This window comes from Pseudomonas sp. H26/SER47-MNA-CIBAN-0231 (genome assembly GCF_040310465.1).
Taxonomy (GTDB): Bacteria; Pseudomonadota; Gammaproteobacteria; order Pseudomonadales; family Pseudomonadaceae; genus Aquipseudomonas; species Aquipseudomonas atacamensis.
Genome location: NZ_JBEOPW010000006.1, coordinates 147,424 through 159,231, shown reverse-complemented (window position 1 = coordinate 159,231; position 11,808 = coordinate 147,424). Strand labels below are relative to the sequence as shown.

The following is an 11,808-nucleotide window of genomic DNA, read 5'->3' as shown; positions in this document are numbered from 1 at the left end:
ATGCTTTTCACTTACCCAATCGCCGCCACAGCTAATAATTGGATCAGCACAACCTTGCTCAGCGTGCTTCAAACAGCATTAGAAGCGTTTCAGCAGGGGAACGAGCCACTTGTATTTCACGAGACAATTCCGGATATCTACCAAGAGGAGTTCTCTCGTGGAAGGAAATTTGTGGAACTTTACAATGCGTTCCTGGATGAGTGCCGAAATTTGGAAGCGCAGCAACACGATCTGATACTAGCAGCATTATCGGGGCAGAATCACTTTCCTGGCCTATATTCTATAAATACGACTTGCCCTAGCATAGCAGAGACCCTTCCTGCAGTTCATAAGGCTACTAGGGCCTTATTTGAATATGCTTTTGGGAAGCTTTCAGATCTCAGGACACCAGGCTCTACCCTTACAATTCGAGCTGACTACCACAAAATTGTTTATTCGCATCTAGAAAATGGCTGCTGTCCGTTTTGTGGATTAGAACTTTTAGAAGCTCCCGACCCCGATCTTGTTGATCCTGATCTAGACCATTACTTAGCCGTATCTAAGTATCCGTTCGCAGGCGCAAACCTCCTAAACCTTACAGCCATGGGAACAATATGTAATCGATCCTATAAAGGTGCTAATGATATCTTATTGGATGAGTTAGATCGAAAAGCCGAGTGCATGGATCCTTACGCAGACGAACATGTCACCATATCTCTAAACGGCACAGTTCTATTACCTGGCGATGGAAGAGGGCCTACTTGGAGATTGACATTCAATCCCGACGCTAAATCACGGAATTGGCAGCGCGTATTCAAGATTGAGCAACGTTACCGGATAAATATACTTGAAAAACAATATAAAACTTGGCTTGAACAGTATATCCATTATGCGTACGAAAACGACTTCGACATATCTGATAGAGATTCAGCAATAAATGCAATAAGAAAATTCAAAAAAACCTGCGCATTTGAGACCCTCCCAGCGATTGCTCGGCTTAAGACGGATTTTTTTGAGTTAGTCGAGACGGAGTTAAATCATCCATTAGAATCAGATCGAATGCATAATTTTATCGCCGCACTCAAAAAAATATAAATATATTTTACTTTACGCGATAACCATTACCTATTTAGCCTGAGACTTCTACACAGTAATTTCAACTAGCTGAAATTAGATCTTATAATCCCGGGCTGAAAGTCGGTCTATTAGGGTACTTTTAGAGGTACGTAACCATGCCAAAAATAATAATATTTTTAAATCATGTACCTGCACAATAGTTCGACTCCTGGTGCCGCACCATACAAAACAAAGCCCCTGCAGAAATGCAGGGGCTTTGTTGTTTCTGATCAGCCAAGACGTCCAAAATGGGGATCGGGCAGGATGCAAATCCCGCAACGCCTCAGGATGCTGACTTGCGACCCGCAAGAGAGTCTGCGCTGCACCCGTCGGTTGCCTGCGCCCCTGCTCCCAATCCTGCAACGTCCGCGCTTATGCCTCACAGTATCTGCAGGAGCCAAGCAAGGCACTGATCGATGATGTGGTGAAAGTAATGGATGCGCCACCAGACAGGCATTGATGCAAACCGCCATTCGAAGCCCTCGTTGATGCGAGGGCTTTTTGCATTTCAGGCCTGCCGAAAACATGCCGGCCTTCCTCAAGATCCCTTGATGCGCGGACATATCCGAATTCCCTCCTGCATCTATCCAGATAACCCGCCAGCCACTGGAGCGTTCTTGGCCAACGCCTCGGCTGCCCAGCAGCCAAACGGGAACTAACGCCGAGCGCAACACTCACTTACAAAGCGCGGCGCTGTAGAAGAGTCATCTCGCTTCATCACGTCAGCACAACGGACTGAATGCATGACATGGACCAAGAGACCATCGATGAACTCAACATCAGAAACGCCAAACGGCTGCGCACGATCGCAAATCAGGGACTTTTCTGACTGTCGAAACATTGCTCGAGGCGCTGTATTCATAATCGCGTCGGGTAACTCCGCGAAGGACTTTCCCATTGAACAGTTTGCCGATATCCCGATGATCACGGTGAACGGCGCGATATCCATGTTCATGGGAACAGGCATCAAGCCGTTCTTCTACGCATGCACCGACACCAGTTTTTCGCTACAACAGCCTGACTTGTTTGCCTATGCGATGCGCACCAGTCAGCGAGTAGCTCTCTGGGCTCGCCAGGCCCAGGAACTGGCCGTTGAACCGACAGGTGATCTCTATCTTCTGAAGAAAGCGCCCAAACCAACCCTGACTGAATGGCTACTTCGCAACAACCAGGATCTGGTACGTAATCGCGCTGTTCTGGGTAGCCGAAACCGCAGTATCGGATTCAGCAAAAACCTGGCCCATGGTTTTTTTGATGCCCGCACAGTCTTGTATCTCGCACTCCAACTTGCCTATCACGCAGGCTTTTCAAAGGTGATTTTGGTGGGAGCGGATATGAACCAGTCGGCCGGGCGTTTTTACGAGACTGATGGAAGCTCTATCTCCCCGTGCGGGCTGGACCAGCATTTTCATTCCAGAATTCTTCCATCTCTGAAACTCATGTCCGACAAAGTCATCGACAGTAAATTTGCCGTTTACAACTTGTCGCCCTCTTCGCGAATTCCATCCAGCGTCATTCCCGTCACAACGCTCGACGAAGTCAAAGCGATAATTCAGACCTGACTGATCTCGAATACAAACGAAATTCTGCCCTCACTTGCGCTCCAGACATAGCGCAAATGCTTGCCCTGCTTCGGAATCGATACTGCCGGCGGCCGAAACGCCGCAACGCATTCATGCCCGGGCAACCGCACGCTGTTATAGAGCAAGCCCCACGACTCGGCGTCGCGCAGTTGTCGCGCGAACAGCTGTGATGGGCCATAGGCCTCAGGATCAGGCTGATGCAGATGATCAAAGCCATGGCGAATATCATGCAGCGGCCTGATCACCTGATTGAAGTAAGTACGCATGGTCAATTCGAGATCGGCTTCCCGGGTCGCCGCGAGAAAACGTTCCTGGTGAAAACAGGTTTCGGCGATCGCCGCAGCCTGGCTGCTGGCGGCGTAATAGACGCCGAAGGTGCCGTCACTGAAACGGCTGCGTTTGCCGACGTGAGTGAACGCGGCCATCACCGGGCTGGAACCGGGGCCGGACAGGCGATCTTCGGGACGTACGCGGGCAAGGACGCCGGCCTGTTCGACCAGCCGATCATTGGTCAGTGCTTCGATGGCGTAGGCAACTTCGAGGTCCTCGGGGTCGAGGACGTCTTCGAACAGTGCAATCGGCGGGAAGCTGCTGTTGACGATGCGATACGCCCGCGGCCATGGCACATCCACCGGCGCCGGCGCTTTCAACCGCGCACTCCGTCGAGGTAGCGGCGCACATCGGCGATATCGACCACCCGGCCCGCCAGCATGTAATCCAGCGCGGTTTTGCCGTTGAACGGTGCCGCCGTGTTGGGGCTGCTGACCCAATCGTAGGCGCGCTCGCGGCTGTTGCTGAAGATGATGCTCAACGCCTTGTGAATACCCATCAGGTAAGAGATGCGCTCGAGGGTGTCATGGGGCAAGCGTGTGTTTGGCAGGTGTTTGTATTTATAGAATGTGGTGTTGCCGACTCCACCGAGCAGGGTGCGTTGTTGCTCGGCATTGCAGCCCCAGTGCTCCATGAGGTTGAAGAAGAACTTCAGCGCAACGCGGCCGGCTTCGGGGGCGTCGAGTTGTTCGCGTGGGTTTAACGCAGTAGATGAAGTTGGCATTTGGCCGCCTCCAGAGAAATCATCATGCCTTGAGGTTAGTACATATCTGTACATTTACTCAAAATTAATACACTGATGAACAACCGTGCAGACTGAAAAATCCATACTGCTTGCACACATTTTTTGATCTCCATCACCCCCATCCCACCAAAAACCCCGATCCTCTGTCAGCCTCCAGCCATCGGCGGGGAAATCAATTCGCTACTAAATCCGCGACAACTATGCTCAGGTGCAGGAATATAGCCGGCATATGGCGCCGTTTCGGTCGTTTCGTACACAACAATACCCAGCCCACTTCAGAGGGCATTACCCATGGATAGCAGAACCTTACGCAACCTCATGCGCATCGTGCAGACCGGCTCGTTGTCGGCCGCAGCCGAGCATTCGTGCCTGACCGTGCAGGCGTTGGCCGCACAGTTGAACAAGGTCGAAGAGCAGTTCGGTTTCCGCTTGTTTCGCCGTTCCAACAAGGGCCTGACGCTGACGCCGCAAGGCACGGAGCTCACGCCTTACATCGACAAAGTGCTGATCGCCACGCGACAGATGGAAGAAAAGGTCGAGGCGCTGAAGGTGCCCGGGCAGCGCACGTTGAAGGTGGCGTTGAATAACACCCTGTCGCCTGATTTCAACCGACGCATGATCGGACGCCTGATCGAGGTGTTTCCCGATTATCAGATGGAGTTCAGCTACGCCGAGTCGATGGAAAACCTCAGCAAGCTGAAGAACGAAGATTTCGACCTTGCCGTGCTGATCGGCCCGCAGCGGCCGGGGCTGCCGAGCATCGTCCTGCCGGATGTGCAGGTGCAGGTGGTCGGTGCGCATTGTGGTCAGGAAAACGATCCGCTGACCTTGCTGGGCAACAAGTTTCAGGTGCGTCCTGCGGAAGATTGTCCGTATTCCCACAGTTTTCTGCGCTTTCTCGACGCCGGACTGGGCAATCACGAGAACGGCCAGCGCATGGTCTATTCCTGCAGCGAAACCCTGACGCTGTCGTTGATCACGCAGATGGATGCGGTCGGCATGGTCTCGCGTGAAGCGGCGCAGAAGAACGGTCTGACGATTTTTCCCGGTTTCGAGGATTTCCTCGAAGTGCGCCTGGCGGTAAACAACCCGGAGTTGTCCCACCAAGCGCTGAACGACGTCGTTGATCTGCCGCTACATGAACGAGCCGAGCGCAATGTACGCAGCCGTCCCCACCGCCACACTGAGAAAGAGGTTTTTGCTGAAATACGCACATAGCAACGTCGGAATTGCAGCATAGAATTCCGGGCGATCGAGCTGGATCTGCCGATCCTTGATCAACAGGGGTGTGAGGCTGATCGCAGCGACGATCGCCACCGGCAGATATTCCAGCGCCCGCGCCACGAACGGCGGCCAGTGTTCGGTGTTGACCTGCAGCGGCAAGGCGCGTGGCAGAAAGGTCACGACCATCATCAGCACCACCACCAGAATCAGGAACGTTTGGTCAGGCATACACCCACTCCGCAGCCCACAAACGTGGCGATAAATACGTTGAAGGGCGAACTGCCGATCAGGCTCAGTGCGCCCATGCAGACCACGGCAGCAGCGGCCGCAATCAGTTTGTTACGCGTGTTGCACAGCGAGACCAGCACGTAGAGCATCATCGCCGTCAGCGCGTAGTCGAGCTGATATTTGATCAGGTGCGCCGCGTACTGCGCGCAGACCGCACCGAGCAAACCGCCGAGCACCCACGAGGTGTGGCAGAACAGATTGAAACCGATCAGGTAACGCACGTTGACCGGTGCGCCCGTGCCGAGTTTGACGCTATGAAAGGCGAAGGATTCATCGGTCAGGCCACCGGCGTAAGCCCAACGCTCCATGCGGCTCAAGCCCAATGCACGCAGGGCTTTGGCCATGTACACCGACATCAGCATGTGCCGCGCATTGATCAGGAAAGTGGTCAGTACAATGGTGGTCAGCGACGCGCCGCTGGAGATCAGCGCCAGCGCGGCGAATTGCGAAGCGCCGGCATAGACAAACAAGCACATCGCCACCGGCAGCCACATCGGCAGGCCGGCGTTGACCGCCATCAACCCGAAGACAAACGACACGGTGAAATACCCGGCGACCACCGGGCTGGCTTCGGCAAACGTGCGCGACGGCTGATGAGTCGCCATCAGCGGCGCGCTGCCGGACCTTTCATTCATAGATCCCTCTCAAATGTTCGTTCGCCGTGAGGCTCGCAAAAACCCTGGGCGGTCCAGAATCGCTTGCCCGCGAGGTTAGCATCGTCGACGAACAGAAACATCCGCAGCACCCCGACCCTTTTCATGTCGGACGACGCTGCTTCGACCAAACGCTGGCCCACGCCCTGACTGCGGTAACGCGGACTCACGGCCAGATGGTTGATCGTGCCGCGACTGCCGAGCATGCCGCCGAGTACCGCGCCGACGATCTCGCCCTCGACATCGAAAGCCAGGTACGCCGTGGTGGTTTTCTGGATCAACACGCCGCGCAGGCATTTGGCGTCCTGCCATTCGCAGAACGACACTTCGTCGAACTGACGGAAGAAGCGCTCCATGCGTTGCGCATCCTTGGCGGTGGCGCGGCGCAGTACCACTGGCGTCGAGCACTCGACGCCGTCGATTGGGGTGATCTGATTAGCGAACAATGTCGAAAGCGGTCCCGGGCCGCGAGAAGGAAATCGCCAGAATCTGCCGGTACGCCATGGCATGGGTGTGGGTATTGCGCGCCGGGGTCACGTAATGGCGCATGTCGCGATCGAGGAAGTAGGTGGTATCGAGAATTTCCTCGTAGGTGGTCGCCGCCAGTTGATGCTGATGAATGTCGTACAAACGACTCTCAGCGCCCTCGACATTATTGCGCCCCCAGAAGTGCACGCCGCTGAACGGATAGCCGTCGCAATGAATGCCTTCAGGGGTGATTTCCAGCTGTTTGCCGGGTTTGATCTCGATGCGGATCTGATGGATCTGGCACTGCCAGATTTCATCGTGCAACTCTTCCGGCAGCACACTTTTGTACACTTCAAAATCGGTGTCGATCAGGCTGCGCATCACTGGCGAAGAGATCACTTCTTCGGAAAAGTCCTGGAAGTGGCGCACCACGCCGCCGACGTAAGCGTTGTTCTCTTTCGATTGCACGTAAGCGCGGTGCTCAAGTTGCTTGAGTTCACGGGTTTTCGGGTTGTATTCAAAGTCGCTGTAACGACGGTAGCGCATGCCGGCTTCGGCCTGACCGTAGTAGCTGTCAGGCTCCATGTTTTCCCAACTTTTGGTCAGTCTGACGAAGTCGGCAAAATGACCGTAGAGATTGAAGTCACCACCCTGGACGTTGACAAACTTGTCGCGCCGTAGCGATTCGCCCACTTCTCTGTTCAAAACGATCATTACCAAATTCTCCGCTGCGTTGAACGCCCTAATCTATTGGGTGGAGAATTTGCGTCCATGAGAAAGAATTTCAGGCATTTGAAGCACTGCTTGAAACGGAATCTGCAGCGCTTGAAAAACGACTTTTACATGACAAAAACACCGGTTATTTGCGGTTTGCGCTGAAAAACCGCCGAAAAAAAACCCCGAACGAATCGGGGTTTTCTCATTTTTCTTACAGCGGATCGATCATCAGAAGATGTTGATCGGATAGTCCACGAATACACGCAGTTCGTTACCGCTGACGTTGTACTCGCTGGATTTCTGCGACACGCGCAGGATCGAACTGCGCAACTTCACGCTCAGGTCTTTGGCCGGGCCACTTTGCACGACGTACTTGAACTGGTTGAAGATCTCGCGCTCGGTGCCGCCTTCGCTGGTAGACGTGGTGATGTTGTCGCCGCGCACGTAAGCGAAGTTGTAGCTCAGACCCGGAACGCCGAACGAACCAAAATCCAGGCCGTAACCCAGCTGCCAGCTGCGTTCGTCTTCGGCGTTGAAGTCAGACCAGTAGGAGTTGGCCAGGTAGATGGAGTTACCGCCGTCGCCGACACGACCCTGGTCTTTCTGGTAGCCGCCATAGGCGTAGCCCAGGTTGCTGTCGCCAGTGGAACGCTGATGCGCCACGGTGAACGAGTGCGGGCCGGTGGCGAAAGTGGCTGCCAGGCTCCAGATCTTGTTGTCGCGACCAGTGACGATGCTTTCGCCCGGCACGGTGTTTTCGCGTACGTACGAGCTGTCCAGCTTGGTGCGATAGCCGTTGAAATCCAGGGTCAGGGACTGATCCTTGTTGAACGGGATCACGTAGTTGGCGTTCACGTACTGTTTCTTCAAGACGTCTTCAACGTCGGACGCATACAGCGCGCCTTTGAAGTGTTCGGTGAACTGATAGCTGCCGCCCAACACGTTGATCGACTTCAGACCGCCGCTGTCACGGCCCTCATCGCTTTTGCGCGACTCGGCAGTGAAACGGCCGGCGTTCAATTCCAGGCCTTGGATTTCACGGGAAGTGATCAACGTACCGGTATAGCTTTCCGGCAGCAGACGCACGTTGTCGTAGCTCAGCACCGGCAGGGCCGGCATCTGGTCGCCATAGGTCAACACGGTGTTGGAAACACGGAATTTGACCGCTGCGCCGCCCTTGGCGATGTCGTGGTTCGCACGACCGTCATTTTCCTGTTTGAAGAAGTCGATGCCGCCGGCGCCACTACGGCCCTTGCCGCCGTCCAGGCGCAATGCGTACAGACCGAAAGCGTCCACGCCGACACCTACGGTGCCTTGGGTGAAGCCCGACGAGAACGTACCGATGGCCGCTTGGCCCCATTCGGCCTTGTCCTTGTTACCGTCTTTGTAATCACGATTGATGTAGGCGTTGCGCAGCAGCACTTTCAGGCTGCTGTCTTCAACGAAACCCTTGGATTCGGCCTGGTCGTTAGCCATGGCCTGTGTAGCACTCAACATCCCCAGTGCGATCAGACTGATTCGCTTGTTCAACATTTTGTTTTCCTTATTACGGGTTGAAACGCGCTGTGTCGAACGGCTGAAACGGCGCTTTCTGCACTCTTGTATTCACCCCGAAACAAAAAAGCCCGCCGACGTTAACGTCATGGCGGGCCTGCTCCTTATTTTGAGTCATGGCGGTTAGCCACAGGCGTTGGGCCGAATCGTAGCCGCGCCCTGAACTGTGTGTCAATTTCAAGAATCGTCTTTAAATAGGCGAAAAACGTCTAAGAAACGTAATTTTTTTGCTCGGCGGTTGCAGAAAAAACGGATTAAACAGGGAGTTTGAACTGTGGGAGCGAGCCTGCTCGCGAAGCGCTGGATCAGTCAACAAAGTCACTGGCAGGGCTGACGTCTTCGCGAGCAGGCTCGCTCCCACTTTTGAATACCTGTGGATAAAAATCAGACAAAAAAAGCGCCGCCATCCCGGCAGCGCTTTTACCAATCCCTATTGTTCTTATCCTTCCATCACATCCCACAAGGCTTCCAGCTCGGCCTCGCTGAACAGGCCAGCGGGGTAGCGCTCGATCATCATCCGGCGCGGATCAGGTTGTCTGATCTGACGCGTTCCATTGGACTTCAACCAGTGCGCGACAAGCTGGAGCGATTCGCCGTTGACGGCCATGGGATGCACAGTCCGCTCGCTGATTACGTTCACTTCGGCGTTCATTTCAGCGCTCTCTCCCCGTTCGTGAGCGGCTACGTTATCCAAGGTTTGTGACAGAACTGTTGAAGTTCCCCTCCCTCCCTAGTGCATCAGGAGCAATACAAGAGCTATGCCAAGGCGACTCGAATGTCGACCGGCGGATACAAACAAGCCCGCAGTCCTGACGGGCCGCGGGCTTGCTTTGATGCTGAGCGAGCTAATCATTGCCTGGCTGATTTGTGAATCAACTCAAGCTGTTACGACTCAACTCACTCTTTGTGCGGCGCTGGCTGCTGTTGGGTAAGGCAGTGAATATTGCCGCCACCCAGTAACAGTTCACGGCCCGGCACCATCACCACTTCGTGCTGCGGAAACAGCTTCTGCAAGATTTCCCTGGCCGGGGCATCCATCGGGTCGTCGAAGCTCGGCGCGATGATGCCACCGTTGACGATCAGGAAGTTCACGTAGGAACCGGCCAGACGCACGGAAGGATTGCGCTCCTGCGAACCGTCCACCGCATCGACGCCGGCACACTCTTCTTCGGTCGCATAGAGCGGCCCCGGAATCGGCATTTTGTGCACCGTGAACGGGCGGCCCTTGGCGTCGGTGCTGCTTTGCAGCACTTTCATTGCGGCCTGGCAGCGCGGGTAGTTCGGATCCTGCGGATCATCGGTCCACGCCAGCAGCACTTCGCCCGGACGCACGTAGCAGCAGAAGTTATCCACATGGCCGTCAGTTTCATCGTTGAACAAGCCATCCGGCAGCCAGATGATCTTGTCCACGGACAGGTTGTCACGCAGTACCGTCTCGATTTCTTCGCGGCTCAGGTGCGGGTTGCGATTGCGGTTGAGCAGGCATTCTTCGGTGGTGATCAGCGTGCCTTCACCGTCGACATGAATCGACCCGCCTTCGAGCACGAAACCTTCGGTGCGGTAACGCGGGCTGCGCTCGATCTCGAGGATCTTGCCGCCGACCTGCGAATCACGGTTCCACGGTGCATACAGGCCGCCATCGAAACCACCCCAGGCGTTGAAATCCCAGTTCACACCGCGCACTTCGCCATGGTTATTGATCACGAAGGTCGGGCCGCTGTCGCGAACCCAGGCATCGTCGCTGGACATTTCCACCACGCGGATATTCGGCACATCGAGGCGCGCGCGGGCGTTTTCGTATTGGCCGGCGGAGACGGCAACGGTGACCGGCTCGAAGCGGGCGATGGCCTTGGCCACCGTGGCGTGCGCAGCCTGCGCCGGTTTGCCGCCCAGACGCCAGTTGTCCGGGCGCTCGGGCCAGATCATCCAGGTCTGGGTCTGTGGCGCCCACTCGGCCGGCATGTAGAAGCCATCGGCGCGTGGGGTACTTTTCAATGTGGTCATCAGGACTCCAGGGAACCGTCGAGGGTTTTCAACGCGCCGTACAGATTCGGCCGGCGGTCGCGGAATGAACCCCACGCGCTGCGAATATGTTCCAGCTCGTCGAGGTTGAACGTGTGCACAAGAATACCTTCTTCGGTTTTATTCAGCTCCTGCACTTTTTCGCCGAACTGATTGGCGATGAACGAAGAGCCATAGAAGGTGATGTCGTAGCCGTCCTGTTCTTCGTTGCCGATGCGGTTGCTGGCGATCAGCGGCATCAGGTTGGCGCCGGCATGGCCCTGCTGCACCCGCTGCCAGTGATCGCGCGAAGAAATGGCCTTGTCGTGCGGCTCGCTGCCGATCGCGGTTGGATAAAAGAGAATTTCCGCGCCTTGCAAGGCCATGCTGCGCGCCGCTTCCGGGAACCACTGGTCCCAGCAGATGCCGACGCCGATTTTCGCGTAACGGGTGTTCCATACCTTGAAGCCGGTGTCGCCCGGGTTGAAGTAATACTTTTCGTGATAGCCCGGGCCGTCGGGGATGTGGCTCTTGCGATAAATCCCGAGGTTGCTGCCGTCGGCGTCGATGATCGCGACGCTGTTGAAGCGTGCACGCCCGGCCAGTTCGTAGAAGCTGATCGGCAGCACCACTTGCAGCTCTTTGGCGATTTTCCGGAAATGCTTGATGGCGACGTTTTCTTCAACCGTCGTTGCCAGTTGCAGGTAATCCGGATTCGGCTTCTGGCAGAAATACGGCGCCTCGAACAGTTCCTGGATGAGGATGATCTGCGCGCCTTTGGCGGCGGCTTCTCGGACCAGTCTTTCAGCGGTTTCGAGGTTGGCTTCCAGGTCCCACGAACAGGCCATCTGCGTGGCGGCGACGGTAACGATACGGCTCATGAATCATCTCCGGGCTAGTGCTTTGACGGTCGAAGAATTCGACCGAAAAGAAAACGCGCGCACCGGACAAGAGATCACCATGCCGGAGCAATGGCGACTTTATAACCGATAAATATCGGCTTTAAAAGCTGCAAAGAAGGAATATCTCTGTTTCAACGCCAATTAAATCGATACAAATCGGACTTAAGACAGAAAACAAATGTGGGAGCGAGCCTGCTCGCGAATGCGCTGTGTCAGTCACCGCATGTGGCGACTGATACACAGCTTTC

Annotated in this window: 14 protein-coding genes and 1 pseudogene; 4 read left to right on the top strand and 11 right to left on the bottom strand. The window is 55.3% G+C overall.

Features of this window, described 5'->3' with window-relative positions; all coding sequences use genetic code 11:
* A complete protein-coding gene (locus AAEZ10_RS11990) occupies positions 1-1,074 on the top strand; it encodes a hypothetical protein (protein ID WP_038359894.1) in 1,074 nt (357 codons plus the stop codon).
* Between the two features lie 288 nt (positions 1,075-1,362).
* Here the strand turns inward: AAEZ10_RS11990 and AAEZ10_RS11985 are convergent.
* Positions 1,363-1,464, bottom strand: a pseudogene (locus AAEZ10_RS11985) (helix-turn-helix domain-containing protein); the annotation flags it as partial.
* Between AAEZ10_RS11985 and AAEZ10_RS11980 the strand changes: the two are divergent.
* Together AAEZ10_RS11980 and AAEZ10_RS11975 are read left to right on the top strand one after the other, a co-directional pair.
* Positions 1,433-1,555, top strand: a complete 123-nt coding sequence (locus AAEZ10_RS11980; RefSeq protein WP_110602335.1) for a DUF3077 domain-containing protein — start codon at positions 1,433-1,435, stop codon at positions 1,553-1,555. The pseudogene AAEZ10_RS11985 and the gene AAEZ10_RS11980 overlap by 32 nt on opposite strands.
* A 307-nt stretch (positions 1,556-1,862) precedes the next feature.
* The gene (locus tag AAEZ10_RS11975) at positions 1,863-2,657 is read left to right on the top strand and encodes a WaaZ-like lipopolysaccharide core biosynthesis protein (RefSeq protein WP_502947688.1); all 795 of its coding nucleotides are present in this window, start codon (positions 1,863-1,865) and stop codon (positions 2,655-2,657) included.
* Here AAEZ10_RS11975 and AAEZ10_RS11970 read toward each other — a convergent pair.
* Positions 2,648-3,328: an RES family NAD+ phosphorylase gene (locus tag AAEZ10_RS11970; RefSeq protein WP_110644796.1), complete on the bottom strand. Its 681-nt coding sequence runs from the start codon at positions 3,326-3,328 to the stop codon at positions 2,648-2,650. The two genes, AAEZ10_RS11975 and AAEZ10_RS11970, sit on opposite strands and share 10 nt — an antisense overlap.
* On the bottom strand, positions 3,325-3,732 hold the full coding sequence (locus tag AAEZ10_RS11965; RefSeq protein ID WP_123444060.1) for an MbcA/ParS/Xre antitoxin family protein: 408 nt from the start codon (positions 3,730-3,732) through the stop codon (positions 3,325-3,327). Before AAEZ10_RS11965 ends, AAEZ10_RS11970 begins: the two co-directional genes overlap by 4 nt.
* Before the next feature lie 312 nt (positions 3,733-4,044).
* On the opposite strand from AAEZ10_RS11965, the gene AAEZ10_RS11960 reads away from it, so the two are divergent.
* Positions 4,045-4,971, top strand: a complete 927-nt coding sequence (locus AAEZ10_RS11960; protein WP_016772151.1) for a LysR family transcriptional regulator — start codon at positions 4,045-4,047, stop codon at positions 4,969-4,971.
* Here AAEZ10_RS11960 and AAEZ10_RS11955 read toward each other — a convergent pair.
* The 8 genes from AAEZ10_RS11955 to aguB all read right to left on the bottom strand — a co-directional run bounded on the left by AAEZ10_RS11955 (position 4,888) and on the right by aguB (position 11,539).
* Complete coding sequence (locus tag AAEZ10_RS11955; RefSeq protein ID WP_350569335.1) at positions 4,888-5,205, bottom strand: AzlD domain-containing protein; 318 nt, start codon at positions 5,203-5,205, stop codon at positions 4,888-4,890. The genes AAEZ10_RS11960 and AAEZ10_RS11955 overlap by 84 nt on opposite strands.
* Positions 5,184-5,900 (bottom strand): AzlC family ABC transporter permease, encoded by a 717-nt coding sequence (locus tag AAEZ10_RS11950; RefSeq protein WP_016772152.1) that lies wholly within the window; start codon positions 5,898-5,900, stop codon positions 5,184-5,186. Before AAEZ10_RS11950 ends, AAEZ10_RS11955 begins: the two co-directional genes overlap by 22 nt.
* Positions 5,897-6,274, bottom strand: a complete 378-nt coding sequence (locus AAEZ10_RS11945) for a GNAT family N-acetyltransferase (RefSeq protein WP_003220700.1) — start codon at positions 6,272-6,274, stop codon at positions 5,897-5,899. Before AAEZ10_RS11945 ends, AAEZ10_RS11950 begins: the two co-directional genes overlap by 4 nt.
* A gap of 79 nt (positions 6,275-6,353) precedes the next feature.
* Positions 6,354-7,100 carry a 2OG-Fe dioxygenase family protein gene (locus AAEZ10_RS11940; protein ID WP_350569333.1) on the bottom strand — a complete coding sequence of 249 codons (747 nt, stop codon included), beginning with the start codon at positions 7,098-7,100 and terminating at the stop codon, positions 6,354-6,356.
* Between the two features lie 231 nt (positions 7,101-7,331).
* Complete coding sequence (locus tag AAEZ10_RS11935) at positions 7,332-8,636, bottom strand: OprD family porin (protein WP_056787155.1); 1,305 nt, start codon at positions 8,634-8,636, stop codon at positions 7,332-7,334.
* Between the two features lie 460 nt (positions 8,637-9,096).
* Positions 9,097-9,309: a hypothetical protein gene (locus AAEZ10_RS11930; protein WP_016772156.1), complete on the bottom strand. Its 213-nt coding sequence runs from the start codon at positions 9,307-9,309 to the stop codon at positions 9,097-9,099.
* 245 nt (positions 9,310-9,554) lie between these two features.
* Positions 9,555-10,661 (bottom strand): agmatine deiminase, encoded by a 1,107-nt coding sequence (aguA, locus tag AAEZ10_RS11925; protein WP_122705232.1) that lies wholly within the window; start codon positions 10,659-10,661, stop codon positions 9,555-9,557.
* The gene (gene aguB / locus AAEZ10_RS11920; protein ID WP_350569330.1) at positions 10,661-11,539 is read right to left on the bottom strand and encodes an N-carbamoylputrescine amidase; all 879 of its coding nucleotides are present in this window, start codon (positions 11,537-11,539) and stop codon (positions 10,661-10,663) included. The genes aguA and aguB overlap by 1 nt, the downstream gene beginning before the upstream one ends.
* Positions 11,540-11,808: the final 269 nt, after the last annotated feature.

Coding starts and splice junctions, on each gene's coding strand:
- AAEZ10_RS11990 (WP_038359894.1), top strand. CDS start 1: ATGCTTTTCACTTACCCAATCGCCGCCACAGCTAATAATTGGATCAGC.
- AAEZ10_RS11975 (WP_502947688.1), top strand. CDS start 1,863: ATGAACTCAACATCAGAAACGCCAAACGGCTGCGCACGATCGCAAATC.
- AAEZ10_RS11965 (WP_123444060.1), bottom strand. CDS start 3,732: ATGCCAACTTCATCTACTGCGTTAAACCCACGCGAACAACTCGACGCC.
- AAEZ10_RS11960 (WP_016772151.1), top strand. CDS start 4,045: ATGGATAGCAGAACCTTACGCAACCTCATGCGCATCGTGCAGACCGGC.
- AAEZ10_RS11955 (WP_350569335.1), bottom strand. CDS start 5,205: ATGCCTGACCAAACGTTCCTGATTCTGGTGGTGGTGCTGATGATGGTC.
- AAEZ10_RS11950 (WP_016772152.1), bottom strand. CDS start 5,900: ATGAATGAAAGGTCCGGCAGCGCGCCGCTGATGGCGACTCATCAGCCG.
- AAEZ10_RS11945 (WP_003220700.1), bottom strand. CDS start 6,274: ATGGAGCGCTTCTTCCGTCAGTTCGACGAAGTGTCGTTCTGCGAATGG.
- AAEZ10_RS11940 (WP_350569333.1), bottom strand. CDS start 7,100: ATGATCGTTTTGAACAGAGAAGTGGGCGAATCGCTACGGCGCGACAAG.
- AAEZ10_RS11935 (WP_056787155.1), bottom strand. CDS start 8,636: ATGTTGAACAAGCGAATCAGTCTGATCGCACTGGGGATGTTGAGTGCT.
- AAEZ10_RS11930 (WP_016772156.1), bottom strand. CDS start 9,309: ATGAACGCCGAAGTGAACGTAATCAGCGAGCGGACTGTGCATCCCATG.
- aguA (WP_122705232.1), bottom strand. CDS start 10,661: ATGACCACATTGAAAAGTACCCCACGCGCCGATGGCTTCTACATGCCG.
- aguB (WP_350569330.1), bottom strand. CDS start 11,539: ATGAGCCGTATCGTTACCGTCGCCGCCACGCAGATGGCCTGTTCGTGG.